The 22,383-nt window shown below is 66.6% G+C and carries 26 protein-coding genes; 16 read left to right on the forward strand and 10 right to left on the reverse strand.

Annotated elements, in window-relative coordinates:
- The first annotated feature begins 200 nt into the window (after window positions 1–200).
- The gene (locus FHR32_RS01795) at window positions 201–713 is read left to right on the forward strand and encodes a hypothetical protein (protein ID WP_312881857.1); all 513 of its coding nucleotides are present in this window, start codon (window positions 201–203) and stop codon (window positions 711–713) included.
- Window positions 714–867: 154 nt separating this feature from the next.
- A complete protein-coding gene (locus FHR32_RS01800) occupies window positions 868–2,331 on the forward strand; it encodes an NF041680 family putative transposase (RefSeq protein ID WP_221465212.1) in 1,464 nt (487 codons plus the stop codon).
- Between the two features lie 133 nt (window positions 2,332–2,464).
- On the opposite strand, the gene FHR32_RS01805 is transcribed toward FHR32_RS01800, so the two are convergent.
- The 3 genes from FHR32_RS01805 to FHR32_RS01815 all read right to left on the reverse strand — a co-directional run bounded on the left by FHR32_RS01805 (window position 2,465) and on the right by FHR32_RS01815 (window position 4,963).
- Window positions 2,465–2,965: a hypothetical protein gene (locus tag FHR32_RS01805; protein ID WP_184752397.1), complete on the reverse strand. Its 501-nt coding sequence runs from the start codon at window positions 2,963–2,965 to the stop codon at window positions 2,465–2,467.
- 78 nt (window positions 2,966–3,043) lie between these two features.
- Window positions 3,044–3,892 (reverse strand): IS5 family transposase, encoded by an 849-nt coding sequence (locus FHR32_RS01810; RefSeq protein WP_184756305.1) that lies wholly within the window; start codon window positions 3,890–3,892, stop codon window positions 3,044–3,046.
- A gap of 630 nt (window positions 3,893–4,522) precedes the next feature.
- Window positions 4,523–4,963 carry an SMI1/KNR4 family protein gene (locus FHR32_RS01815; protein ID WP_184752399.1) on the reverse strand — a complete coding sequence of 147 codons (441 nt, stop codon included), beginning with the start codon at window positions 4,961–4,963 and terminating at the stop codon, window positions 4,523–4,525.
- A 20-nt stretch (window positions 4,964–4,983) separates the two neighbouring features.
- On the opposite strand from FHR32_RS01815, the gene FHR32_RS01820 reads away from it, so the two are divergent.
- The gene (locus FHR32_RS01820) at window positions 4,984–6,333 is read left to right on the forward strand and encodes a hypothetical protein (protein ID WP_184752401.1); all 1,350 of its coding nucleotides are present in this window, start codon (window positions 4,984–4,986) and stop codon (window positions 6,331–6,333) included.
- A 20-nt stretch (window positions 6,334–6,353) separates the two neighbouring features.
- On the opposite strand, the gene FHR32_RS01825 is transcribed toward FHR32_RS01820, so the two are convergent.
- Complete coding sequence (locus tag FHR32_RS01825) at window positions 6,354–6,500, reverse strand: hypothetical protein (protein ID WP_184752403.1); 147 nt, start codon at window positions 6,498–6,500, stop codon at window positions 6,354–6,356.
- Window positions 6,501–6,816: 316 nt separating this feature from the next.
- The gene (locus FHR32_RS01830) at window positions 6,817–7,218 is read right to left on the reverse strand and encodes a hypothetical protein (protein ID WP_184752405.1); all 402 of its coding nucleotides are present in this window, start codon (window positions 7,216–7,218) and stop codon (window positions 6,817–6,819) included.
- A 697-nt stretch (window positions 7,219–7,915) separates the two neighbouring features.
- On the opposite strand from FHR32_RS01830, the gene FHR32_RS01840 reads away from it, so the two are divergent.
- The 5 genes from FHR32_RS01840 to FHR32_RS01860 all read left to right on the forward strand — a co-directional run bounded on the left by FHR32_RS01840 (window position 7,916) and on the right by FHR32_RS01860 (window position 11,678).
- Entirely contained in the window at window positions 7,916–8,383 is a 468-nt protein-coding gene (locus FHR32_RS01840; protein WP_184752407.1) for a hypothetical protein, read from the forward strand.
- 276 nt (window positions 8,384–8,659) lie between these two features.
- Window positions 8,660–9,187 carry a SigE family RNA polymerase sigma factor gene (locus tag FHR32_RS01845; RefSeq protein ID WP_376773266.1) on the forward strand — a complete coding sequence of 176 codons (528 nt, stop codon included), beginning with the start codon at window positions 8,660–8,662 and terminating at the stop codon, window positions 9,185–9,187.
- Window positions 9,184–10,398: a TolB-like translocation protein gene (locus FHR32_RS01850; protein WP_184752409.1), complete on the forward strand. Its 1,215-nt coding sequence runs from the start codon at window positions 9,184–9,186 to the stop codon at window positions 10,396–10,398. Before FHR32_RS01845 ends, FHR32_RS01850 begins: the two co-directional genes overlap by 4 nt.
- Before the next feature lie 232 nt (window positions 10,399–10,630).
- Window positions 10,631–10,777: a hypothetical protein gene (locus tag FHR32_RS01855; protein ID WP_184752411.1), complete on the forward strand. Its 147-nt coding sequence runs from the start codon at window positions 10,631–10,633 to the stop codon at window positions 10,775–10,777.
- A gap of 319 nt (window positions 10,778–11,096) precedes the next feature.
- Window positions 11,097–11,678, forward strand: coding sequence for a CHAP domain-containing protein (locus tag FHR32_RS01860; RefSeq protein WP_184752413.1), 582 nt, complete (start codon window positions 11,097–11,099; stop codon window positions 11,676–11,678).
- Window positions 11,679–11,772: 94 nt separating this feature from the next.
- Here the strand turns inward: FHR32_RS01860 and FHR32_RS01865 are convergent, their stop codons facing one another.
- The 3 genes from FHR32_RS01865 to FHR32_RS01875 form a co-directional block, all read right to left on the reverse strand.
- A complete protein-coding gene (locus FHR32_RS01865) occupies window positions 11,773–12,102 on the reverse strand; it encodes a hypothetical protein (RefSeq protein ID WP_184752415.1) in 330 nt (109 codons plus the stop codon).
- 492 nt (window positions 12,103–12,594) lie between these two features.
- Window positions 12,595–12,903: a 4a-hydroxytetrahydrobiopterin dehydratase gene (locus tag FHR32_RS01870; protein WP_184752417.1), complete on the reverse strand. Its 309-nt coding sequence runs from the start codon at window positions 12,901–12,903 to the stop codon at window positions 12,595–12,597.
- A gap of 14 nt (window positions 12,904–12,917) precedes the next feature.
- Complete coding sequence (locus tag FHR32_RS01875) at window positions 12,918–14,126, reverse strand: helix-turn-helix domain-containing protein (protein ID WP_221465213.1); 1,209 nt, start codon at window positions 14,124–14,126, stop codon at window positions 12,918–12,920.
- A gap of 230 nt (window positions 14,127–14,356) precedes the next feature.
- On the opposite strand from FHR32_RS01875, the gene FHR32_RS01880 reads away from it, so the two are divergent.
- From FHR32_RS01880 to FHR32_RS01905, 6 genes are all read left to right on the forward strand, one after another.
- Window positions 14,357–14,761 carry a hypothetical protein gene (locus FHR32_RS01880; protein WP_184752419.1) on the forward strand — a complete coding sequence of 135 codons (405 nt, stop codon included), beginning with the start codon at window positions 14,357–14,359 and terminating at the stop codon, window positions 14,759–14,761.
- Complete coding sequence (locus FHR32_RS01885; protein ID WP_184752421.1) at window positions 14,758–15,426, forward strand: hypothetical protein; 669 nt, start codon at window positions 14,758–14,760, stop codon at window positions 15,424–15,426. Before FHR32_RS01880 ends, FHR32_RS01885 begins: the two co-directional genes overlap by 4 nt.
- 232 nt (window positions 15,427–15,658) lie before the next feature.
- On the forward strand, window positions 15,659–16,795 hold the full coding sequence (gene amcB / locus FHR32_RS01890; protein WP_184752423.1) for a cyclophane-forming radical SAM peptide maturase AmcB: 1,137 nt from the start codon (window positions 15,659–15,661) through the stop codon (window positions 16,793–16,795).
- Window positions 16,792–16,977 (forward strand): multiple cyclophane-containing RiPP AmcA, encoded by a 186-nt coding sequence (amcA, locus tag FHR32_RS01895; protein ID WP_184756669.1) that lies wholly within the window; start codon window positions 16,792–16,794, stop codon window positions 16,975–16,977. Before amcB ends, amcA begins: the two co-directional genes overlap by 4 nt.
- A gap of 49 nt (window positions 16,978–17,026) precedes the next feature.
- The gene (locus tag FHR32_RS01900; protein ID WP_184752425.1) at window positions 17,027–17,701 is read left to right on the forward strand and encodes a pentapeptide repeat-containing protein; all 675 of its coding nucleotides are present in this window, start codon (window positions 17,027–17,029) and stop codon (window positions 17,699–17,701) included.
- A gap of 33 nt (window positions 17,702–17,734) precedes the next feature.
- The gene (locus tag FHR32_RS01905; RefSeq protein ID WP_184752427.1) at window positions 17,735–18,445 is read left to right on the forward strand and encodes a hypothetical protein; all 711 of its coding nucleotides are present in this window, start codon (window positions 17,735–17,737) and stop codon (window positions 18,443–18,445) included.
- Between the two features lie 241 nt (window positions 18,446–18,686).
- Here the strand turns inward: FHR32_RS01905 and FHR32_RS01910 are convergent, their stop codons facing one another.
- Window positions 18,687–19,091 carry a hypothetical protein gene (locus FHR32_RS01910; protein WP_221465214.1) on the reverse strand — a complete coding sequence of 135 codons (405 nt, stop codon included), beginning with the start codon at window positions 19,089–19,091 and terminating at the stop codon, window positions 18,687–18,689.
- Window positions 19,092–19,408: 317 nt separating this feature from the next.
- On the opposite strand from FHR32_RS01910, the gene FHR32_RS01915 reads away from it, so the two are divergent.
- Entirely contained in the window at window positions 19,409–20,524 is a 1,116-nt protein-coding gene (locus FHR32_RS01915; protein WP_184752429.1) for a sensor histidine kinase, read from the forward strand.
- A gap of 2 nt (window positions 20,525–20,526) precedes the next feature.
- Window positions 20,527–21,225 (forward strand): response regulator, encoded by a 699-nt coding sequence (locus FHR32_RS01920; RefSeq protein WP_184756308.1) that lies wholly within the window; start codon window positions 20,527–20,529, stop codon window positions 21,223–21,225.
- On the opposite strand, the gene FHR32_RS01925 is transcribed toward FHR32_RS01920, so the two are convergent.
- The gene (locus FHR32_RS01925; RefSeq protein ID WP_184752431.1) at window positions 21,190–22,305 is read right to left on the reverse strand and encodes an alpha/beta hydrolase family protein; all 1,116 of its coding nucleotides are present in this window, start codon (window positions 22,303–22,305) and stop codon (window positions 21,190–21,192) included. The two genes, FHR32_RS01920 and FHR32_RS01925, sit on opposite strands and share 36 nt — an antisense overlap.
- Between the last annotated feature and the right edge of the window lie 78 nt (window positions 22,306–22,383).

Genomic DNA, 22,383 nt, shown 5'->3' on the forward strand with positions numbered 1-22,383 from the left:
CGCGGTGAGGGGCGCGCTTGTTGCGTCGGATGCTCTTTCTCGAACTCTTGTCGTTCTCACCGTAGGCATTGCGGCGATCCTTGGCGTAACTCAGCCGCTTAGCTTGCCTTTTAACCTCTGGCCTGCTGCATTGCGGCTCTGGCTGTCTCCATGCGGGATCCGGTTTCCCCTGTCGGAGGCAGGGCTGCCATAGTCGTTAGGTGGATCATCGTTCCCGCCCCTGGGTTCAGCGACGGTTGCGGTCGCTGGTTTGGCTGGAGTTGCTCAATATCCCACTGCAGGCGGTGGTCTGGTTCGGCGTGGTGGGGTTTCCGGTGACAGCGGGAAACAGCGTGGGTTTCGCGTTGTTCGCGCTTCTCTTGCTGGAGGGAGCCGGGTATTGGTTTGCCAAACTCCGCCAGATCGCCACGCGAAACAGGTCCCTCCCAGGAGCTGGAGCCTTCGTGGTCGCCCGCAGGGGTAACGTTGCCGTGCTGGTCGCTGGATTGCTGTTCATCGTCTGGGCGGTGGTGATCGATCCGGGGGCGGGAAGCTGGCCCGGTCTGGGGTTCGGGCTGTTTGCGGTGCTGGAGCATGTGAATTACTTCCATGTCCAGCTCATGTACGACACCGCTGAGGATCTCCGCTACCTGCGCTCGCGTGGCTTGCGCCGCGCCCATCTGGCCCGCGATCTCGCAGTCCAAGGAAGAGTGCGTCGCCTATCGCGCCCGTGATGACGAACGGTGGCCCTCGAGACCAACGCGGCTCCGCCGTTGGCCGGTTTGTTGAGGCGAGTGGAGGTTTGGTCGTTCGCGGGACATGGAGACGGCCTTGGCGTGATCATGTGCGTTGCTGAAGACGCTGACGATCACTACCAAGGCCGTGAGGATGAGTGTGCTGAACGAGGCTGCCCGTGTCGAGTCCCTGACTGTGTTGTCCCGGTTCCGGACCGGCTTCTATGACTGCCTGAGCGCGCGGGCTGATGCACTGTTCGAGCTAGCGGAGGCGTTGCTGTGTACCGACGGACCGGTCAAGACGCTGGTGGATCTGGCGTTGGCGCCCGAGCACCGGCGCGGTCATGGCGCGTTGTACGACGGGTTGAACAGCGGCCGGATCGAGGTGGCCCGGTTGCGCCGGTCGCTGTCGGCCCTGCCGCTGCCGCGGGCCGCCGACGGGCGGATCGTGCTGGCGGTCGATGTCAGCCCGTGGCTGCGCTCGGACGCCCCCACCAGCGCCGAGCGATTGTTTTGTCACGTCTACGGGCGGGCCAAGAGCGCCTCGCAGTTCATCCCCGGCTGGCCGTACTCGTTCGTCGCGGCGCTGGAAAGCGGCCGCACCTCCTGGACCGCGATGCTGGACGCGATCCGCTCGGGCCCCGAAGACGACGCCACCGCGGTCACCGCCACCCAGCTACGCGAGGTGGTCCAGCGACTGCTGGACGCCGGCCAATGGCGCCCGGGCGAGGCGGACATCCTGATCGTGGCCGACGCCGGCTACGACGTGACCCGGCTGGCTTTCCTCCTGGAAGATCTGCCTGTTGAGCTGCTGGGACGGATCCGCTCCGACCGGGTCTTGCAGCTCCCGGCACCTCCACGTCTGCCCGGAACCAATGGCCGCCCGGCCAAGCACGGCGGCCCGTTCGCGCTCGGCGACGCCACCACCTGGCCCTCGCCGCATATCGTCACGACCACCGAGACCACCCGCTACGGCACTGCCACCGCCACGTGCTGGGATCGGCTGCATCCCCGGCTCACCCACCGCGCGGCCTGGCTGGATCACCAGGGCGAACTGCCGATTCTGGAAGGATCACTGATCCGGCTGCAGGTTGAGCGCCTGCCCGGCAACAACGAGCCCAAGCCGGTGTGGCTGTGGTCCTCGCACACCGGCCTGACCGCAGACCAGGTCGACCGGCTCTGGCAGGCGTTCCTGCGCAGGTTCGATCTTGAGCATACCTTTTGGCTGTTCAAGCAGACTCTGGGCTGGACCACGCCCAAGATACGGGCTCCTGAAGCCGCCGACCGGTGGACCTGGCTGATCACCGTCGCGCACACCCAACTCCGTCTGGCCCGCCACCTGGCCGAGGACCTACGCCGCCCGTGGGAACGGCCCGCCGCCCCGGGCCGTCTCACTCACCCCTGCCCGGGTGCGGCGCGGCTTCCGGAACATCCGCGAGAAGACCACCTGCCCCGCCGGTGCACCCAAACCCGGAAAGCCCGGCCCCGGACGACCACCCGGCTCCACGAACCGCCGACCGGCACCCCACTACGACGTCGGCAAAACCATCAAGCGAGAAACCACCCTCGCTGCCCGGCTCGGACAGACAGGTTAAAGATCAACTTAGAGGGCGTTTGAGAAGGTCAGCTTGAGGGGTGGAGTTGCGCCACTTCAAGGAGTCGCATCAGCTCACGGAGCCGGTTGGCAGACTGCGGACATGTTCGGGGAGCGCGGCATGTCACGTATGCGGCCACCGTGGCCGCAGCGTCGATCATTGGGAGGCTGAGGCCTCCTTGACCGCGGCGGACAGCCAGACGGTCAGCGCGGTGAGGGTCACGACGGCGATGACGATCAGTGCGGGAAAGTACCAATCTGGGAAAAGAAGCCCGAGATCGACATCGCCAGAGGGGTATAGCACGATCGCGTAAGTGCCCAATACGGCCAGGGCGAGAGTGAACAGGTAGACCATGCTGGCGGCCGTGCACAGCACGAGGCCGCTGACGGTGGATCGACGATTCAGCCAGCCACCCAGCGCGGCGAGTACGGCCGCCTCGACGGCGAGGATGAGAGTGATGCCGAGCGTCACCTTCCGCGCCCACGCGATCTCGTTGTCCAGCCGGCTTGGCAGCAAGTCGTTCCAGGGCTCGTGCCAGGAGTTGAGCCCCGTTTGGGCGGCCAACTGGAGCGCGATCAGGGTCACTCCGGCGTACAGCAACGGCGCTGCCAGAGTGCACAGCAGAGCGGGCGAGCGTTTCAGGTGTCGCAGGTCCATGATCGATTAGACGGCTGACTCAAACTGAGCGTTCCGCGACGGATCACCTCTAGGTGCTTGAGATGGTGATCATCTCTGTCAGTTGCAGATGCAACGGGCCTGGCGTTGGGCGGGTCCGCCGCGAGTAAGGCGACGGGCAATACCGGCGATGGCGGCCCAGCGGATGATCGCCGCAGACACCGCGGGATCGCGTTCGTAGTCGCGAGCCAGACGGCGGCAGGCGGTCAGCCAGGCCAACGTCCGCTCGACCACCCACCTGCGTGAGATGACGTTGAACCCACGCTGGGCAGCGGGCTTGCGCACGATCTCCAGGGTGGTGCGCAGCGTGTCATGAGTCCAGTCCACCAGCCGTCCGGCGAAGCCTTGGTCGGCGAAGACATGCCGGATCGGGGTGGTCAGGTACGTCGACAGCAAGGTGGTCTTGGCGCCGTCACGGTCTTGCCAGCTTGCGGCCATCACTGCGACCGTGACCAGCAGGCCGCTGGTGTCGGTGACGATGAACCGCTTGCGGCCGTTGACCTTCTTGTTCGCGTCGTAGCCGCGGCTGTCGCGGCCGACTGTGTCGGCGCCCTTGACGCTTTGCGAGTCGATGATCCCCGCCGACGGCTCATCGGCGCGGCCGGCCTGCCGGCGGGCCGACATGCGCAATTCGGTCAGCAGCATCTCGGTGACGCCGGCTTCTTCCCACTGCTGGAAGTACCAGTACACGGTCTGCCATGGCGGCAAGTCGGTGGGCAGGTACCACCATGGACAGCCGGAGCGCACCACGTACAGGATCGCGTTGACGATCTCCCTGCGCGGATGCTTCTCCGGACGTCCGCCGGTGTTTGGCTCGGGCAGTAAGGGCTCGATCAGCTCCCACTGCGCGTCGGTCAGGAGGGCGTCGCGCAGGAGCGACCAGGCGTCGCCCCGGGCAGGTTCGGCGATGGCGGCGCGCACCGCGATGTCGAAGTCCGCCTCGCCGAACCGGATCCGGAACCCGGGCACGCTCGCCCGCGCCCGGTAGTCGGCGATCAGCCGCTGGACCGATTCGGACCCGCGCTCCGTCAGACCGTCGAGTGTGGAGCTGATTGACCAGTGATCGGTGCGCTCGTGTTTGGCGAACAGGATGGGCAGGACCTCGGCCGTCAGGAAGGGGGCGTCAAGGCGCAAGGTGAGCTTGCTGCCGCGCCCCAGCATGCGCCCAATCTCCCCGTCCGCGTCGCTGGAGCCCAGCATGGCCTGCATCTGGAACAGCAAGACTTTGGCGCGGTCACGGCCGAAGCGCGCGGCCTCCTCCAACACCGCCAGCGGGCCGTCGACCTCGCCTGCCAGGCTCGCCAGGCGGGCTTGCTCGATCTTCGCGTCCCATTCGCGCTGGGTCTCGCACTGTGGGCGGTCCAAAGCGTGGAAGTCGGCATAGAAGTCGTACATCAGCTCATAGAAGGAGCCGTGCCGCTGCGGGCCCATGGCCGTCCAGGTGAACAGCTCGTACGCCGCCCGTTCACCGTGCTCGTCCACGTCTTTCGGGTCGAGGAACACCACGCCCGCGTCCGCCTCCAGCGAGATCTGCAGCGATCACCCGAGGAGGACGGCGACATCCTCCTCGTCATCCTCGTCATCGATGTCATAGCAGTCCTCGGCCCACGGCGAGTCCAGATCGCGCAGCCACCCGATGTCACCGGTGCCGCAGAGCCGGTGGACGAACCTACCCGCGTCTCGCCAGCCGTCGGTCGTCAGGAGGAACTCCCGGAAGGACCGCGGCAACACGCACCCCAGCCGCGCCTCCGCCGCGGCCACCTGCTCAGCGGAGGCGGGCGGGAAGCCCAGCCAGCCATCGCTGACCGGCTCCTCGAACGCCGAGTGTGGCTCCACGTCGTAAACGGCGAGCCACTCCCCGCTCCAGCGCCTCAGGAACGGTTTCCAGGCGGCACGGTCCACGCGGCACTCCTCCATGTCGGTGATGTCACGCTCATCCCAGCAGAGGCCCCCGACAGAGCGGGCCGATATGGCCGTCATGAACCGGTAAGTTCCTGGGGGTGTCACGCAGCCCCTGGCGCTGGTGGGCTGCGGCCCTCCTTGCCGCCTCCTCCGGCCTCGCCGTCAACTGGTTCCTCCCGGACGGGTTGATCGTCTCCGGTGGGGATCCGCGCTGCCTGGGTCCCGCGGTGACCGACCAGGTTCCGGTGCATGTGGTGTACGGCTGGCTCCCGGTGGTCTGGTACGGCGGGGTGCCCGCCGTCGTCCTGGGCCTGCTGGCCACCTGGATCGGGCTGCGACACGGCCACCCTCGGCTGGGACGGGCAATCGTGCGGGTCCTGGTGGTGATGCCGCTGGTCGCGTACGGGGTGTGGCCGCTCGGGTTCACGGTGGACATGCTCATCGGCGGTGACTGCGTCGACGCCTGGGGCGGCGTGCGGGGCCTGCTCTTCTTCCTCGGCCCGGAGCTTCCTCCGTTGCTGGCGGCCGCCTGCATGCTCGCCGCGACGAGGACGGCCCGGCCCGGGGGGTCGCTGCGCCGGGCCGTGGTGGCGCTGGTCCCGCTGATGCTTCTGGCGTTCCTCCCGGTCACCGATCACGCACCCGGGGCCGTGTCCGACTGCCCCGCTGACGCGAGCGACTTCGTCTGCCTGGTGCGGCAGAGCGGCGACGGACCCTACAAACGGCTGCCCGACCGGGAGTTGCTGGCCTTCGGGCGGCAACTGTGCGAGGCGTACGTCAGGAAGGATCCGGCGGAGATCGCCCGTATCCAGCAGCGGGACGGCGTCCACGTCCTGTCGATGGCAGGCACCCTGGCCGGGATCTGCCCCCGGGCGGCGGCGGACCTGCGGGCACAGCGCGAGCAGCAGAGCCGGGAAATGGACGAGTGGGAGGCGCAGGAACAGCGCAAGTGCGACGAGGCGCCCCGGCACCGGCCCAGGCTCCGACCGGTCAAGGTGTTCCGCGAGCGGACCTGGACCGACTACGGCGTGCTGGAAGGCTACGGCGACGCCACCGTCGCCAATGACGTCGACCCCGGCGCGTTCGGCTCCGACCTGCTGGATGCCGCGCAGCGGGACGGGCTGGTGGCCGTGTCCCAGGGGGCGGTCAACGTGCTGGTCGACTCCGACATGGACGTCTGCCTGACCGGTGAGCTCTACCGCCGCCGCCCGCCGGTGGAGACCAGGGGCTGGGACCGGGTGGTCGAGTTCGGCCTGGGCACCTCCTCCGGCCGGATCGAACTCGCCGACCAGAGCGGCGGCGACCCCCTGCCCAACCTCGCCGGCCTGGGCAAGGGCCATTATCGGATCCGCCTGCACTACCGCGTCTCCGAACGCGACGACTCCCAGCATCTGCTGATCATGTCGTTCCCCGGAAGGAGTGATCGCACCGTGAACCTGAAGCGCTGACCACACCTCCGGGCGTCCTTTCACTCCAGAACGCGCTCCAGCCCGGCGTGCGGTTCAGGTTCTGGATCGACCGGTGGACAGGACGGGTTGCACAGCACGTCGACCCGGACATCGGTGACCGGCGCGGTGATCTGCTCGACGACGTCGGCCGGGATCGTGCCGTCCATGACAACGAGCCGCTGAATCAAGACCTCCGTCTCGGCGAGGGCGAGTCCCCTGGTGCGGCACGTGCCGCACGTGGCCTCGTCCCTGACGATCGGGAAGGCGTTGAGGATGTGGGCGGCATCGTCGCGGGAGTGCCGTAGGGCGAGGGCGGACGAGTCGGCCTGTGGGCCGGGTTCTCATTCCGCATGCCTATGACCTGCGGCGGAATCAGGGGTATCGCCTCTGAGCTACCAGAACGCTGCCGTCAATTGACAGCGTTCGCCGCTGTCTTCCAACGCCATGTGCCCCCGATGTGCCCCCTACGCTTCCGCGTCATCCTCAAGGACCGTCATCCACGCCGGCGCTTCCACGGCGCGAACGCCTTCCCCGGACAAGCGAACGCGACCCGTTCCGAAGCCACCGGATTCCGAAACCGATCAGCCACATCTGGACGGCCAGCAACGGAACCGCCGACAGCATCCCCGTAGTGAAAGCCTCCTCCATCGCGGGCGAGCCACCACAGTCCAGGACACCGCCCCGTTCGTACTGCCCACACTGGACTCCGCGGATGACGCTCATCACGACGAGCCAATCCGCGAACGCGAGCACCGGCAGCGACATCACCGCGACGAAAGCGGCACAGCCCGCCCTGCCCTCCCCCGCCGTGCCCGTTCTGACCGGGACCGACTCAAACCGCCGGCCCATGTCCTGCTCCCGCCTCATGTGAACGAAGCCAAGCATGGATATGTGATAGATCCGAGGAGAGGATGTGAAGGTTCTGCACATCAGGCCCATGCGGCCCGCTTCGATACGGAGCGATCCTGACGCCAACTTGGTCCCCGCCGAGAACCGGCATGTGCCGGCATGTCGGCGTTCAGCACGGTGACCACTGCCTGCGTCAGCGGACGAACTCGCCCACCTGCCAGCGGTCGTCACCGGCCTCCCGCCACAGACAGGCGGTCACGACCGGCATGCCGTCCTCGTCGCAGAACGCGGGCTCTTCCACACAGTGACGAAAGACTTCGGGGACCGAGTCGAGCACCCCTGGCCGCGGCCCGTCGTTCCCGTACGGACTCATCAGCGCCTCGTGATCAAAACCGCGGATGTATGCGCCCCCGCTGAGAAGACGATGGAGCGTTCGTCTCCGGGGCCGTTACGCATCGAGGCCATCTCCTCCACCGGACCCCGGCCTGCATCGAAGGAGCGATAACGGCTCTCCCAGTCCGGGCTCAGGATGGCCTCCAAAATCGTGTGCCCTCGTTACGCCCTGCCCTCGTAGATCTGGGTGATCTTGGATGTCCGATCCGGTCACCTGCGAAAACAGCTCGATCATGGGGATGAGCAGCGGTTACGCTTGCGGGCGTCTCGCGTCACTTCTCGCTGCTTTTGGTACTCCCACGGAACAGCGACGGAACAGAGCAGAAGCTTGGAGGCGCCCGTGGCGATGCCCAGGAAGGGCTCACGGCCCATCAGCGTCGACGGCACCGCCTTCCGCTGGCGGATCCGGCACAGGCCCACCTACTGCCAGGGCAATGGCTGGAGTCCCCTCACCGTCACCGTTGAACGGACCGAGGAGCCGGGACGTGTTCTCGTGGTGTCACTTCCCTGCGCCCGGCCGGACAACCGGCTCGGAGAACGGACGATCGCGGTCCGCCCCGCCCTCGTCGCCGGATGCATCCGGCGAGCCATCGAACAGGGATGGAACCCCGGGCAACCGGGCGCGGCATTCACCCTCACCGTCACCGAGGACGAACTGGCCGTGCTCCTGGGCCAACCGCCTCAGTACCTGATCCCCTTCCTCTGGGGCATGATCCCCGAAGGCGGAGGCATCGAGGACCTCCCTCGATGCACCCAAATCTGGATCCGGGACAAACAGCACACCAGCCAGGCACCTTCTAATCCGTAGGGAAGGGCAGGCCCCTTGTCGATGGCCGGCCTGCCTGCTCAGACGGTAGATGCGGATTGGTGGAGTGTGACCATGTGAGGGGGTGTTGCTGTACGGCGCTCGTCGTGAGCCGCGGAGTGGCTAGCCGGGCGATCACTTCACGTTCACCTTTATTCGCGCGGGCTTTGATGCACGGCGCGCCCAAGATCGGCGACTTGGAACAAATCCTCAGGATTCACGCACTGTCGGCCCAACCTTTGGTCTCCTCACCGGCGTCGGTAACGGTTGAGAGGAGTCATGTTGGACCGCAACGACAGCTTCCGTGAGTTCGTCGCGGCGCATCAGCAGTCGCTGATGCGCACGGCATACCTACTCACGGGAGACGCCCACCTCGCCGAAGACCTGCTGCAGAGTGTCCTGCTCAAGTTGCTCGGACGCTGGCCCAAGCTCTCACATATCGACAGCCCGGAGGCGTACGCGCGCAAGGCTCTGCTGAACCAGCACATCTCGTGGCGGCGGCGCCGGGCCAGCACCGAGCTGCCGAGCAGCGCGCCGCCGGAACTGTCCTACTCGAGCGAGAACTCCACGGTCGTACGGCTCGCCGTGCGTCAGGCACTTATGCGGTTGTCTCCGCGGCAGCGAGCGGTGATCGTGCTCCGTTTCTACGAGGACCGCACGGAACGCGAAACCGCCGAGTTGCTCAACTGCTCGATCGGCACCGTGAAGAGCCATGCCCACCACGCGCTGGCCCGCTTACGCGATCTAGCGCCCGACCTGGCGCCGAGGTTCGCTGAATTGAACGACATCCAGGAGGCACGCCGATGACCTGGCTACGGGGAGTGCTGAACGACCTGGCTGAGGATTCGCCTCAGGTAGACCTGGCCGAACGGACCATCAACATCTACAAGCGCAGGCGCCAGAGTGTCATCTCACTCGTCGCGGCCGCGCTGGTGGTCGTCACCGCGCTCGGCGTGACAGCCGTTGTACGGCTGCTGCCCACCCAGCCGGGCGTTGCAACCACCCCAGATATGGTCACCGATCTCCCCGCGCGTGGGGTCGGCCCACTGAGCCACGCCTACAAGACGTTCTGCCAGCCGGAGCACGGCAAGGTCCCGCCGGACTGCAGGGACGGCGGCTGGAGGGTGGTCACCCAGACCGGCAGGACCTACCACGTGCCGCAGGCGCTTACCAGCCTCAGCGCCTACCGGGGAGTAGGACTGCGGGACAGTCCGCTGGCGATCAGCCAGGACGGTCGCAAGATCGCCTACTACAGTGCCACGGAGAGCACTTTCGTGGTCCGCGACCTGGCCTCGGGTGAGCAACTGACGGCCCCGACCAAGGTCCCGCAGGCGTGGCTCGGCAGCATTTCCCACCTGCTGCTGTCCGGGGACGGCCGCTTCCTGGCCTTCACCAAGAACCCGGCGTTGAAAGACCCGGCCATGCTCATCGACATGCGCGAGCGCATGGTCCGCCCCCTGCCGAACGACTGGAACCCCATCGGCCTCTCAGACGACGGCAACACAATCACGCTCGCGCAGTACGCGCCCAAATCACGGCTGCAGACGATATCGAGGCTGTGGGCGACCTCCACGGCGGGCAACGCCACGGCCGTCGAACTGCCGCAGAACTACCACTTAAGCCCACTCGCCTCCGACGGAAAGACCGTCATGGCGATCGAGAATCGCAGCACGCTCTCCGAGCCCTGCCGTAAAGGCGACCTCGTACGCCTCGATGCGCGGACGGGCAAGGCGCTCCAGAGGATGACTGTGAGCGGACTGCCTGCGGATGCCAACGGGATCTCGTTGCGTACGTGGCGCAACGCCACCGAGGTGACAGCTCTGACCATGTCCATCCGATGCGGGCCGGCCCCCAAGAACGATCCAGGCCCATCCGAGGAACGGCGCTTCGATCCACCCTACGAGACCATGACCGCCTACGCGGTGAACACCAAAACGGGCAAGGCTCGAAAGATCGCCACCTACACCGCGCAAAGCTACTTCGACATCGTCCTCCCCGGCCCCACAGGGGCACTTTGACTCAGGTCGTTCGTGGGGCGGTAGTCACCCTCGGCGGCACCGCCGTCCCCCGGGACCATGCCGAACCCTTCCCAAGGCGGCATCCGCAGGAAGTGTGCTGCGGGTGCCGCCGGATTCCCGGGAGCCGACGCCCTCTCGCATCTGTTCTCCAAGCCGGCCGAGAAGGCGGGGCTCGGGCACTGGCAACCGTACGAGCTGCGGCACTCCCGAGCCCTCGCTCATGCTCGCGCAGGTGACTCCGTTGCACGTCGTCTCCGATGTCGTCGGGCACGCCAGCATCGCGATCATCAAGGACGTCTACGGGCACCTCATGGAGGGCGCCAACCGCCGTCACGCTCAAGATTCCGGACGCTGTCTCGCCACCCTCGGCATCACGTAATCAAACCGGACAAAACGCGAGAACGCCGGAGCCTTGCGGCGACGTCAGCATCGGCGGCGCAGGCGATGGGGAACGCCGCGCCGTCACCGGTGCCCTCTCCGACGAATTCGCTGCGCCGATGGCCAAACTCCAAGCAGCCCACCTAGCTGCGACATTTCGTCACGTATCTACCTCTTCCAGATTCTCTGTCAGGTTATGTCCCTGACTATCCAGAAGCTGCTAGGCACCCCAAAGGGCGCTTTCTATGCAAAACCCACACGCATCGCTGATACCGTTTCGCCGTCATGATCACTCAAGTCTCGTAGGGAGAAATACTCTTATGGCACTGACTGACAGCGGCGGTTCATCATCGAGAATCCTTCCCGGCCTTCTACCACGTACCACGGCGCTGACGATCGCATTCGGACTGGTGTTCGCGCAGGTTGCTCAACCGGCGACTGCCAGCACCGGCGCTCACAGCGCCCAAACCATCGCCTCGGTTGAGGGCGACGACACCGGACCAGCTACCGGGGTCGGCACCGACATCATCGACGAGTCGGACGTCAGCGCGGCGGCCGCCTCAAATTGCCAGTGCGTCGCGTTCGTGCAGCGGTACTACGGGCTGACCGGACAGATGAGGAACGCCACCGACATGGGTGCCGTCCTGAAGCAGAACAGGTTCCAGTATGTCGGGCACGGCATAGCACCCAGGAAAGGTGACGTAGCCGTGTGGAAGGACACCTACTACCCACGCTTTGGGCACATCGCCATCGTCGAGTCGGCGACCTGGGACTCGCCTGGTTGGATCGTCAAATTCCGCGGCGCTAACCAGGGCGGGTCACTCTTCACGCAGAAGAACTGCCGAAATGTCAGCATTAGGGCAAACATGGGCTACACTGCGGCCTACTACTACCGCCGCTAAGCGCGAGCGGTCCCCGCCAGGATGCGAGACCGGCTCGACCCACCTGGTGGGCATGACTCAGGGGCCCGGCGTTCTCGCGTTTTGTCCGGTTTGATTACGTGATGCCGAGGGTGGCGAGACAGCGTCCGGAATCTTGAGCGTGACGGCGGTTGGCCTTGGCGATGTTGGTCCGGCCGCAGAACTTCAAGATTCCGATGGCCAGATTCCGCAGGGCTGCCATGACCGCGGGTCCCGATCCGGTGCGGACCTGGCTGGCGTCCTCGCGGTAGGTGACGTCGCGGATATGGTGCAGGGCCTCGATCTGCCAGTGCGCGCGGATCCACGCGGCGAGGTCGGCGGGCCGGGCCTGATGCGGGGCCAGGCTGGTGACGGCGTAGACGGTGACGGTCTTCCACCGCCCGCCCGCGCGGGGCCTGGGAGCCACCCGTGTTAGCAAGCGTGTTAGCAGGTAGCGTCGATGATCTAGAAAGCGAGAAGGCCCGCTACCATGTTTTCCCTGGTCACGGGCCTTCCTTGTCTGGCGCGGCCGAGAGGACTCGAACCCCTAACCTTCTGATCCGTAGTCTCAGGCATAGGGTCCAGACAAGTTCACTGAGGTTCGTTTCTCCTGGTAGCGGCCTCTCGCGCATCGCGACGAACCCCAGTGAACTCGCGCTGGTTGCTACAGCCGTTGCTACAGCGGCGTTGTCGCCTACCTGTCCATACGAATGACGGCGTAGGTGCAACGTCTACGCGGTGGGTGGCGTCTCGTCATCCACCGCACGTGGCCTGAGTCGTGGGAGCCCTCAGCGTCAAGCAAGTCACTCGCGATGCGCACGGCCGCCTGGTCGAGCTGATGCGCTTCATCGCCAACCCGCTGCGGGTCCGGTTGCTGGAGGAAGGCCTACCGCTGACGCCGCCAGCGTAGAACTACGGATCACACGGGCTCTGCCCCGTGGTCCTGGGCAATGCGGTCGATGTGCGCGGCGAGCTCGAAATCCTTCTCCGTGAGCTGGTTGCCTGAATCGTGGGTCGTGATCGAGAACGTGATCCGCTGCCACCTGATGTCGATGTCCGGGTGATGCCCGACCTCGCGGGCCTTCGCCCCGACATACAAGGCCAGGTGCAGACACTCGTGGTAGGTGTGAGCGAACGTCCGGGCGATCGCGTCACCGCGCCGCTGCCAACCCGGAAGGTCAGCGAGACGGCGGGTCATCTCCTCGTCGGTCAACGGCTGAGGGGGCATCGAAGTCCTCTGAGTCAGGCAGTGATCGCCTTTAGCATCTCACTCACCTGCCGCCCATGGGAGGTTCGAGCCCACGGCCTCATCGCCGGACGGATCCCGAGCAGCGCGGTCTTCATCCGCGCCGAACCGGTCTCCCGGATCAACCGCACTACGTTGCCCGCAGTGGCCACGGCGCGCTCGGCTTCTCCGCTCGCGGCAAGCGCCGTCGCGAACCGGGCCTGAAACACACCGACGTCGCGCTGCGACTGCGACGGCTGCCGCTCCAGAGCGCTTTCCCACAGCGCGGCCGCCTCACCGTGCAGACCCAGCCGCCCGTAGCAGGTGGCGCGCTGAATACTGAGGTACTGCGGGGTCCGGCGGGCAGCATTGCCCCACGCGAAATCGTCGTCGATCGCGTCGGTCAGGTTCGCCGCTTCGTCCAAAGACCGCTCGCATTCGCGCCGGTTTCCCATGAGGGAGCGGCCATGCGCCTCCTGCTGCAGCGCCAAGATCTGGACCTTCGGGCACAGCTGACGGTGATCAGCGAGCACGGCCGAGGCGAGATCCACCACACCAGCGCCGTCCCCGGTGTCGGTCCGCAGCATCGCCTTGTTGACCAAGGCGTACCCGATGAGCTGCGGGTCGTGGGCGCGATGAGCCATGTCCAGCGTCTCCGCCCGCCAACCAGCGGACTGTCGAAGGTCGCCGGCGTCCTGGTAGAGCCAGCCGACCAACGCGGCATACGCGGTGCCGACGCGCAGCAACTCCCGGCGAAGCGCGTCCGAAGCTTGCCCGGCCAGCTCGCCGATGAGCCGATGCTGAGCGATCACCGTAGGGATCAAATGGTGCGGGCCAAGGTACATGTCGGCCATGTAATGACCATGAAGCTGGGTTGAGAAATAGCCGACCAATTCCGGCGCAACATGATGATTCGGCAAGGCAGGACTTTCATGAGGTGTGATCTCCCAAGGCGCGGAGAGGTCCCCGGGCCTTGTGTCGGAGCCAAGAAGCTCATCTTCGCTCAGGTCGAACACCCGACACAGCAAGGTGACGTAGAGCGAGCTCGGACGCCATGCCCCGCTCTCCCACTGACGGATCGAGCGACAGATGCTCTCAGTTGTCGCCAGCTGCACATCATGCCCCGCCGCCTCCCTCAGTCGCGCAGCCAGGCCCTTCTGAGACAGCAGGTGATCCCTGCGTCCCTGCCGTATCAGCGCCGCCCATGGGGTCGGTTCATCGAGCATCTGTGCACCTCGTCGACAGTCGGATGAGAGGGGGAGGAAGGAGGAAGGCCGCCCCACCTTCCTCAAGCATCCTCTTGCTTCCTCTCCCGGTAAGCGGTTCCGAAAGGTTCTTATTGTTTTGACGCATTAAACGGGCCCGTTAGGACGCGGTCAACGCCTAACGGGCCCTTAATCGGACATCGGAGGTCCGACCCGTGAACCACGCTAGTACAACTCCCTTATATGGGTCGATGGATTCTCCCCTTCTGAATTCCAGACAAATAGAACATAACGACGCCGAGGAGTGCAGCGACGCAAAAGCGGAAAAGCACGACAAGGCGTTGGCTGCCGTGCAGCGACTGCTGAAGGTCCGGGGAGCTCACTCTTACGTCGTTCACACGCACCACCTGAGCCTGTTCGGCGATGGCCGACCGTTCCCGCTGGGAAAGCGCCAGCGGTACACCCCCGAACTGGTCGTTCACAGCGACGTAGGATGGGTGATCGCCACGGTGGCCATAGGGCAGCGCTCCGGCTGCTACCTGGTGTCCATATCGCAAGGCCCCAACCTCGAGACAGTGCCCTCTGCGCATCCTGAAATGGTCGCGAACCTGGTCCTCACAGCACAGCCAGCAGCACAGCCAGGCGGTACGGCATGACGAGCACCGCCACGAGCACCGACATGACGGGCACCGTGGAGCCACGGCTCCGCGTCCCCTTCGTCATCGCTCACGCGGGCGAAAGCGCGCCGCAATCTCTGTCGTTCGTCAATAAGCCGTTCAGCGGCCTGCGGCTTGTCTACGACAACCCGCGCCGTGGCGATGAGGTTGGCAGAGTACTTCGCGCCCGAGTCCTGAACAACCGGCGTGGTGAGCCGCAATGGAAGCTGCTCAACACGGCTCGCCAGTGGCGATGCATGGAAAAGCTCCTGTGCCAGGTCTGCGGCCGAGTCGCGACAGACCCGAAAACGGGCCGCATCCCGTGGATCACCACCGCCACCGCGTTCCGCGAGATCCCCGGAGACGCGGACAGCGGCCTGACCAGCGCGCCCCCGACCTGCGCCGCGTGCATCCCGGAATCGCTCAGCATGTGCCCTCGGCTTCACGTGTCATCCGCCGTCTGGACCGTGGCCCGCCGCGAGCCCGCAGCGATCCTGGCGGACATGTACAGCCCCGACCTGAACGGGAGACCCGTTCACACAGGTGAACGCAACTTCTTCGTTGGCCTGGACGAGCCGGACCTGCTTCGTTATGCGCTCGCCACACAGTTGGTCGTCCGTATCGAGGACATGCAGCCCGCGCCGCACCTGGCGGGCACCCCCTAAGCCCGCGGCGGCACGGAGAGTCCTCCTCCCGTGTCGCCGCGACAAACTCCCCGCGAGCGGCGGTGCGCGACTTACCGGGCCGCTCGCGGGGTTCGACGGACCGCACGACACCGTGGCCACGAGACGAAATCGCCCTTCACCCCTCGCCAGAGGTGCGCGCGAAGAGCGACAACCCTCTCGTGGCCACGGGCACCACGGCTCCTTCCCCCCTCTATGAAAGGAACGCCACGAGATGGAAGGACGATTAGAGTTTGATCGGTGGTTCGGCCGACCTGGGACACTGGTACTTCAGCCGACCACGCTATGCAATCTCGATTGCGTGTACTGCTATCTGCCGTTCCGGCGACTCAGCAATGAGATGTCCCCCGAGATCGCCCAGGCCGTTGCCGACTCGGCTGCGGATCTGACCGACCCCGGCGGCCAACTGGATATCGTGTGGCACGGCGGGGAGCCCCTGGCCCTGGGCCAGCGCAAGTTCACCGCCCTGCTCGCGCCGTTCGAGCAGCTCCGTCACGCGGGCCGAATCCAGCACAGCGTGCAGACCAACGCCACGCTCATCGACGACGAGTGGTGCGACCTGCTCGCCCGTTACCAAGTCCGCGTCGGCGTCAGCATCGACGGCCCAGCGGCTCTGAACACCCGACGGGTCGACCTTCGCGGCCGGCCTGCCTTCGACCGGATCGTGCGCGGCATCCGCCGCCTGCGTGACCACGGCATCCGCTTCTCCGTGATCGCCGTCGTGGGGACCGAAGGCATTGAGCAGCCCGAGTCCCTCCTGGACTTCCTCGCAGACCTGGGGCCGCACACCATCGGCCTGAACGTGGAGGAGATGGAAGGCGTCAACGACCAGCGGTGCGGGATCGCCCAAGACCAAGCCGAGCGATTCTGGCAGCGGGTCCTGAACTGGCGCAGGACCCACGACGGAGGACCTGCGTTGCGGGAGCTCGACCGACTCGCCGACTACCTGTACCTCGCACGCAGCGGGCAGCGCGACGAGTGGTGCAGATACGGCCTCGATCCGATTCCGACAGTGTCGGTGGATGGAGACGTGGTGCTGATGTCGCCCGAGCTGGCTGGCATCAGCGACGACGCCTACGGCGACTTCCTCGCCGGGAACGTCCGCTCCCAGAGCATCTCCAGCATGCTGGCCCAGGCGCACCGGCTGCGCTACGTCCGCGAGTTCATGACCGGCCTGTCCCGCTGCCAGGCCGAATGCGAGTTCTTCGACTTCTGCCGGGGCGCGCAGGCATGCAACCGCTACTTCGAGAACGGCAGCTTCGCCACGACGGAGACCGACTACTGCCGACTCACCCGTCAAGCCCTCATCACCGCTCTGCACACCTCAACCAAAAAGGAGATCGCAGCATGACCATGCTGGAGTGCCTGGCCACCACGGATGCGAAGGTGGTCGACGACCTGATCAGTACCAGCACCTTTGAGAACCCCGATCCGATTCGAGCCGCCAAGTTCGACAACAAGCCGAGCTGGGACAACGGCAAGGGCGGATTCAACAACAAGCCGAGCTGGGACAACTGGAGCAAGAAGAAATAGCAGATGACCGTCGTGGGCGCGGGATCACCGCGCCCACGACGGGACCAATATGGAAGGCAAGACAATGGAAACCGCCGTACGCCAGACGAGCGTTACGCTGCCCGACCTGGACGACGCCGACCTGGACGAGGTCGATTCGCTGGAAGGCGAGCACGGCAAGCTGCGCGACTTCCGATACGCCGACGCCAGTCTGCGCGAGCTGCCCCTGTCGGGAACCCAGCTCATGGACGGGCGCATCACCGGCCTCACCACCCAGCGTGCCCGCCTGGAGGAACTGCGCCTGCACTCGGTGGAGTTCTCCGACTGCGACCTGTCCGGCCTCCGCTGGGAGGACAGCAAGCTCTCCAGGGTCGTGTTCGTCGACTGCAAGATGCTCGGCGCTGCGTGGGAGAACGTCACGCTCGATGACGTGGTCTTCGAGCGGTGCAAGTTCGACCTTGCCGCCTTCACCCACATGCGCGCCATCGGGGCAGTCATCTTCTCGTCCTGTTCCCTGCGTGAGGCGAGGTTCTCCGCAGCCGACCTGAGCGATGTGGCGTTCGACGAGTGCGACCTACACCTGACGGAGTTCGATGGCGGCACCTATCGTGGTTGCGACTTGCGCGGCAACGACCTGTCCGGCCTTCGCGGCGTGACCGCGCTCAAGAAGATCATCGTTGATCGGCCGCAGCTCCAGGGCCTCGCCGAGGCGTTCGCGGCCGAGCTGGAGATCACCGTCAGTTAGGACTACGACAACTGCTGCACGGGAGGCGGAGACATGGGCGTACGACTGCTGTTCGACCAGTTCAGCGACATCCAGGGACGTATCGACATCGGGGACGTCAGGCAGGCGGGCGACACGCCGGGCTACGACGACGGCGTGGCCGTCGTCCCACGTAGGGGCTGGGCAGCCCTCAGAGAGGAAGAGGCCGAACGATTCCGGCCCGACGCTGACACGCCGCTCAGCATGACGATCGAACTGGTCAGCCAGGATTTGCCGGTCTTCGCCTCCGACGACCTCCAAGCCCGTGTGGATGCCGCAGCCGCTCTCGACCCGCTGGAAGGCCGCTGGCCGCACAGGCGCCTCGCCTGCACAGCCAGCCCGCCCGGCCAGCTCACCAGCACCGAGGACTCCACGACTGGCCACCGGATCGGACTGCACGTCGACAACTTCGACCGGCTGACCTACTCTGCCCGGCAGAACAGCCGCCGACGCCTCTGCCTCAACCTGGGACCCGGCACCCGCTATCTCCTGGTCGGCGACCGGGACATCAAAGAGATATGCCGCGCCCTGGGCTGTGACCAGGACAGGTACTACCCGCACACCGACGACCTGCGCCGTTACGTCGCAGATGGGCACACACTGCGGTGCCTCCGCATCCGGCTTGACCCCGGCGAGGGATACATCGCCCCCACGGAGTTCCTGCCGCACGACGGTTCTACGGCCGGCATGCGGGAATGGTCACTCGCCGCCTTCTGGCTGGGCTGAGCCGCCCAACGCAAAGAAGCCCCGCCCGTCTCCGAAGAGACGAGCGGGGGCTTCTTTGAAGTCCAGCTACGGCCGGTTTCCCGGACGGCCGTACGGAGCGCCGCCTCACGACGGTGCGGTCTCGCGGTGCTCCGGGATGGGCGCCCCCACTCCTCCCGAATTCACCAAGAGAAGCAGGGCGCTTCGCAAACCGCCACGGACATTTCCAGCACTTGTACGGCGCGTCGCCCAAGGTGTCCTGCTACACGTCGTAGACCTGGAGGACCTCGTCACCGTAGTGGTTAATCACCTTAACCGCGATCTTGCCAGTGGCCGGAGACCGGAACGGCTGCGAACGCGTGGTGTAGAGCGCAGCCCAAGCGTCCTCGTCGATGTCGGCCTTGAGTGCCTGCTTGAGCCGCTTGTACGGATCGTTGCCACCGGTGAAGTAGCAATGCCGGACGAAGAACGACTCGCCGTCGTAGTCCGTGTCGATCATCCAGAGGGCGATCTCGTTCGTGCCGTTCGAGCGGATCGCGCCCTGGGTCGGGTCGTAGACGTCAATGCCCCGGATCTCCACCACAACGCCTTCAGCCGTCTGCTGGATGTCGATGTCCGGCTCGCCGAAGACCATGAACAGGTTGCCGCTGCCGGTCTTCGGCGCCATCACGGAATCCGACAACGACACCGATGAATGGCGGACTGGCATACCGGAGAGCCACCACCTCCAGATCGGCGACATTCTGCTCTCCGCAGTAGTCGCTGGCCGTGCCAAGGCGGCTCGCGTCGAGGAATCCCACCTGCCAGCCGCAGCTGCAGGCTGTGTCTCCCCACTCCGCCGGCCAGACGCGGTAAGCGAGGCTGCTCTGCAAGATCATGAGGCATGGGCATGGCCGGCTACTGCTCGAAGACGCGGTCCATGACGGCCTGGCCTCATCCCTATGGCGGAGACGGATGATGACCAGCACGGCTAATGTTGATCCCATGGTCGAGCGGCGTCCCTTGATCGTGCGCAGGCTCCGGCCCGGCCACTGGGTGGCCGTCGACGCGATCGCCGCTGTCGTGCTCGCCGTCGCCTTCTGCGCGGCGGCCTGGCTGGCGTCGCAGTACGCGACGATCCCGCTGATCGCCGTCGCCTGCCTGCCGCTCGCGGTGCGGCGACTGTGGCCGTTGCCGGTGTTCTCGGTGGTCCTGGCGGCGACGGCGGTCGCGCCGCTCGCCGGGTGGGAGGAGGCGTACCCGGCGCTGGCGGTGGCTTTGCATGCCGTGGCCCTCCTCGAACCGCGGCGGCCCGCGGCGGTCGCGTTGATAGCCGCCCTGACGCTCACCGCGGTGGGTCAGGCCGTCGCCTCGGTCTCGTGGGCCTTGGCGCTGTCGGCGTGCGGTTTCGCCTGGTTGGTGCTCGGTCTCGCCTGGATCATCGGCGTCGCGGTCCGGGAGCAGCGCGCGCACGCGGCGCGTGCGGTCGTCCAGTCCGCCCAGGCCGCGGCCACAGCGGAGCGGCTGCGGATGGCTCGCGAGCTGCACGACGTCGTCGCGCACAGCATGAGCCTGATCTCCATGCGCGCCGGCATCGCCAACCACGTCGCCGACACCCACCCCGCCGAGGCGCGCGAAGCGCTGACGCTCATCGAGGACACCAGCAGGAGCGCGCAGGCCGACCTGCGGCGGCTGCTCGGCCTGCTCCGCGACGACCCGGCCGACCGCGAGGCGTGCTACGGCCTGGCCGCACTACCCGGGCTCGTTGTCGGAGCCGCCACGGCCGAGGTGGAGGTGGACCTGTACGTCGAAGCTGGCCTGACGGTCACCGACGGGCTCGCCTTCGTCGTCTACCGCGTCGTCCAGGAGTCGCTCACCAACGTGATCAGGCACGCGGGCCCGACGCGCTGCCGGGTCGCCGTCAGCACGTACGACCGGCGGGAGCTCGTGGTTGAGGTGATCGACGACGGTCGGGGGGAGGCGCCCGGCTGGGGCGGCGGTCACGGGTTGGCCGGAATGAGGGAGCGGGTGACCATGTACGGCGGAACCTTCTCAGCGGGGTCGGAGCCTGGGGGCGGCTTCGCCGTGCGTGCTCGGCTGCCCTTGGAAGGTGAGCGGTGAGCGTGTCCACGGTGCTGGTCGCCGATGACCAAGCGCTGCTGCGGGCCGGGCTGCGCATGCTCATTGACACGGCGCCCGACCTGGAGGCTGTGGGCGAGGTGGGCACCGGGCGGGAGGCGGTGGAACTGGCCAGGCGCCTCCGCCCCGACCTCGTGCTCATGGACGTACGGATGCCCGACCTCGACGGGATCAAGGCCACCGAGCTGATAAGGGCCGACCCGGTCACCGCCGCGGTCAAGGTGATGATGCTGACCACCTTCGACCTCGACGAGTACGTCTACGCCGCGTTGCGCGCGGGTGCCAGCGGATTCCTGCTGAAGGACGCCAGACCGGGCGACCTGCTGGAAGCGTTGCGGGTGGTGGCGGCGGGCCAGGCGCTGCTGGCTCCCTCCGTCACCATGCGGCTCATCGGGGAGTTCGCCAGGCGCGAGCCGGCCGGTGTTCCGGGGGCGTTGGCGGCCAGGCTCGCCCGGGTCTCCGGCCGGGAGCGGGAGGTGCTCGTGCTGGTGGCCAGGGGGCTGGCCAACCCGCGGATCGCCGAGCGGCTCGGCCTCGGCCTGGCCACGGTCAAGACGCACATCCGCAGCCTGCTGGCCAAGCTCGACGTCCACGACCGGGCCCAGCTGGTCATCGCCGCCTACGAGGGCGGCGTGGTCACGGCCGGTTCAGCGCCGGTAGGCGACCTCGGGGAAGGCGGGTGAGGGCCCGTCCAGCAGCGGCTCCTTCTGCTTGCGCAGGTGCAGGTCGAAGAAGGCCAGCGGGTAGGCCTTCTGGAAGGCCAGCGCCCGCTCGGCCGGGATCGTGCCGACGATCTCCTCGACCTCTGCCTTGCTGAGGCCCAGCGGCTTGGCCGACATCGGGATCAGTAGGACGTCGTCGCCGAAGGAGTTGTGGGCCGCCCCCTTGAGTGTGAGGTTGAGCCTCCAGCCGCGCAGGCCATCCCAGAACGTGCGCAACGCCGGGTTGGTCGATATGCCGCCCTTTCCTTCGGTGTCGACCACCAGGTAGGGCCGGTCGAGCCCCGACTGCGCCACCTTGCCGAACACGGCGCCGTCCAGGCCCAGCCCGGCCCTGATGCGTTTGTCGGCGTACATCGCCGAGGAGGTCGCCGCGCCGCCGAGCGAGTGGCCGAACATGCCGATCCGCTGAAGATCGAAGACGTGTGCCTTGTCCAGCGTGGGCAACTGGTCCAGGACGAACCGCACGTCCGCCACCCGGACCTCGACCGCCTTGGCGAAGTCGGTCACCTCGGGCCCGGTCTCCACCCTGCCGTCGGGGAACTCGACCACCGCCGCGTCGTAGGTGTGGTCGATGGTGACCACCACGTAGCCTCGGCTGGCCAGTTCCTCCACGACGCCGGTGCCGTACGCGCGTGAGGCGTTGGCGCCGGGTGAGTAAAGGATCACCGGCAACTTGCCGAGGCCTTGATCGATGGGGGCGCCCTCGTGACCGTCGGTCGTGTCCAGCAGAACAGAACCCGGCTTCAGCCCGTTGTCCTCCAGGTATCGGTCGGCGGCCGCCTTGGGCAGCCAAGGAGCGACTTTGTGGTTCTGCGCATCCTTCGCCGGATACCACAGGCTGACCATCAGTTCGCGCTTGGCGCCCGACGTGGTCCAGGGGTCCTGGCGCGATTGATCGGTCAGGTGTACGGATACGGTTCCCACGGGATGCGGCCCTGTCGGTGAGGGGATCATCAGGCGCTGTGCCTGGACGGTTGCCGGGGCGCCGCAGGCGGAAATCGGCAGGACCAGCGCGAACGCCAGAAGGAGAGCTCGTTTCATACCTTTCACGATGTCGGCCATGACCAGCCGCGGCCTCGGGCGCTGGCACGATCTTCCGCTCAACCCGGGAAGGTAGCG

Origin of the sequence: Streptosporangium album, assembly GCF_014203795.1 — a bacterium.
Classification (GTDB): domain Bacteria; phylum Actinomycetota; class Actinomycetes; order Streptosporangiales; family Streptosporangiaceae; genus Streptosporangium; species Streptosporangium album.

What these genes read in the sequence shown, in the direction of transcription:
- FHR32_RS01800 (WP_221465212.1), top strand. Translation starts at nt 868, where the DNA reads ATGAGTGTGCTGAACGAGGCTGCCCGTGTCGAGTCCCTGACTGTGTTG.
- FHR32_RS01805 (WP_184752397.1), bottom strand. Translation starts at nt 2,965, where the DNA reads ATGGACCTGCGACACCTGAAACGCTCGCCCGCTCTGCTGTGCACTCTG.
- FHR32_RS01815 (WP_184752399.1), bottom strand. Translation starts at nt 4,963, where the DNA reads ATGACGGCCATATCGGCCCGCTCTGTCGGGGGCCTCTGCTGGGATGAG.
- FHR32_RS01825 (WP_184752403.1), bottom strand. Translation starts at nt 6,500, where the DNA reads ATGGACGGCACGATCCCGGCCGACGTCGTCGAGCAGATCACCGCGCCG.
- FHR32_RS01830 (WP_184752405.1), bottom strand. Translation starts at nt 7,218, where the DNA reads ATGCTTGGCTTCGTTCACATGAGGCGGGAGCAGGACATGGGCCGGCGG.
- FHR32_RS01845 (WP_376773266.1), top strand. Translation starts at nt 8,660, where the DNA reads ATGTTGGACCGCAACGACAGCTTCCGTGAGTTCGTCGCGGCGCATCAG.
- FHR32_RS01850 (WP_184752409.1), top strand. Translation starts at nt 9,184, where the DNA reads ATGACCTGGCTACGGGGAGTGCTGAACGACCTGGCTGAGGATTCGCCT.
- FHR32_RS01860 (WP_184752413.1), top strand. Translation starts at nt 11,097, where the DNA reads ATGGCACTGACTGACAGCGGCGGTTCATCATCGAGAATCCTTCCCGGC.
- FHR32_RS01870 (WP_184752417.1), bottom strand. Translation starts at nt 12,903, where the DNA reads ATGCCCCCTCAGCCGTTGACCGACGAGGAGATGACCCGCCGTCTCGCT.
- FHR32_RS01875 (WP_221465213.1), bottom strand. Translation starts at nt 14,126, where the DNA reads ATGCTCGATGAACCGACCCCATGGGCGGCGCTGATACGGCAGGGACGC.
- FHR32_RS01880 (WP_184752419.1), top strand. Translation starts at nt 14,357, where the DNA reads ATGGATTCTCCCCTTCTGAATTCCAGACAAATAGAACATAACGACGCC.
- FHR32_RS01885 (WP_184752421.1), top strand. Translation starts at nt 14,758, where the DNA reads ATGACGAGCACCGCCACGAGCACCGACATGACGGGCACCGTGGAGCCA.
- amcB (WP_184752423.1), top strand. Translation starts at nt 15,659, where the DNA reads ATGGAAGGACGATTAGAGTTTGATCGGTGGTTCGGCCGACCTGGGACA.
- amcA (WP_184756669.1), top strand. Translation starts at nt 16,792, where the DNA reads ATGACCATGCTGGAGTGCCTGGCCACCACGGATGCGAAGGTGGTCGAC.
- FHR32_RS01900 (WP_184752425.1), top strand. Translation starts at nt 17,027, where the DNA reads ATGGAAGGCAAGACAATGGAAACCGCCGTACGCCAGACGAGCGTTACG.
- FHR32_RS01905 (WP_184752427.1), top strand. Translation starts at nt 17,735, where the DNA reads ATGGGCGTACGACTGCTGTTCGACCAGTTCAGCGACATCCAGGGACGT.
- FHR32_RS01910 (WP_221465214.1), bottom strand. Translation starts at nt 19,091, where the DNA reads ATGGCGCCGAAGACCGGCAGCGGCAACCTGTTCATGGTCTTCGGCGAG.
- FHR32_RS01915 (WP_184752429.1), top strand. Translation starts at nt 19,409, where the DNA reads ATGGTCGAGCGGCGTCCCTTGATCGTGCGCAGGCTCCGGCCCGGCCAC.
- FHR32_RS01925 (WP_184752431.1), bottom strand. Translation starts at nt 22,305, where the DNA reads ATGAAACGAGCTCTCCTTCTGGCGTTCGCGCTGGTCCTGCCGATTTCC.